At 59.2% G+C, this 998-nt stretch carries 1 protein-coding gene; it reads right to left on the bottom strand.

The window, feature by feature from the left end; genetic code table 11:
- Positions 1–869, bottom strand: an 869-nt coding sequence (locus tag DXD77_RS10245; RefSeq protein ID WP_147325454.1) for an ATP-binding cassette domain-containing protein, incomplete at its 3' end; no start/stop codon positions are given.
- Positions 870–998 lie beyond the last annotated feature (129 nt).

Genomic DNA, 998 nt, shown 5'->3' with positions numbered 1-998 from the left:
TATTCCTGCTTGAGCGTCTGCGAGGACGACTTGATCTTTTCCACGAGCGTGCCGGCCTCGATGAAGTAGAACGAGTCGGTGAGGTCTGCCAGGTCGTCGAGCAGATGGCTTGAAATGAGCACGCTTCGTCCCCGCGCCACCTCGCTGCGCATCGCGTCGCAGGAGGTTTTCCGCTTTCCCGGATCGAGGCCGTTCAGCGGTTCATCGAGGATAAGGTACGGGCAATCGGTCGATATCGCCATGGCAAGCTTTACCTGCTGCTTCATTCCTGTCGAGAGTTTACGGGTCGGCTTGTCGAGATATGAGGAGATTCCGAGGGAGCTGCAGAGCGAGTCGATGTCGGCGGCCGATTTCCACGCCTCCCTAACGAAAGCAAGGTGCTCGAGGGCTGATAGCGTGGGGTAAAGATCCGTGCCGCCTGAAGAGCTCAGGTAGACGAGTTCTGCAAATTCGGCTGATTGACGTTGGCTGATTCCGTCTGCCACCAGGCTTCCCGAGCGGATACGGATGGGAAATTGGCCCGACAGCGCTTCAAGAAAGGTGGTTTTCCCCGAGCCGTTGGGAGCAATGAGGCCCGCCGCCGTTCCCGGGCTCAAGAAAAGCGATCCGATTGAAAGTATCGTCGTGCTTCCGTATCCCACGCTCACGTCCAGAAGCTCGAGCCCATGGCGCTTTTTCGCGGGTCCAGACTGTTTGGGCGAACGTGTCGCAACGGCGCCGACCGCAAAAAAGACCGCGACGTATATCAGGGCCACGGCAAGCATCGATGCACCGCTTGAACCGGAGCCAATGAATTCTGTCGGGAAGCATCCTACGTAACCCGTTGCCTCGATAGGCGAGAATACGGCCAGCGGCAGGAGCCCGAGCACGGCATTATGCTCCAGTGCCGAATCGGACAGTAACGGGAATACCGGGGCCGCGACAAGCAGCGCGGAGGTAAGGGGGCCCGCGAGGACGCGCCTCGTTGCGGTCGATAGGACGACGGAACAAACGGATAT

Origin of the sequence: Collinsella sp. TM09-10AT, from assembly GCF_003436275.1 — a bacterium.
In the GTDB taxonomy this organism is placed as follows: Bacteria; Actinomycetota; Coriobacteriia; order Coriobacteriales; family Coriobacteriaceae; genus Collinsella.
This window is presented reverse-complemented; position numbering and strand designations above follow the sequence as displayed.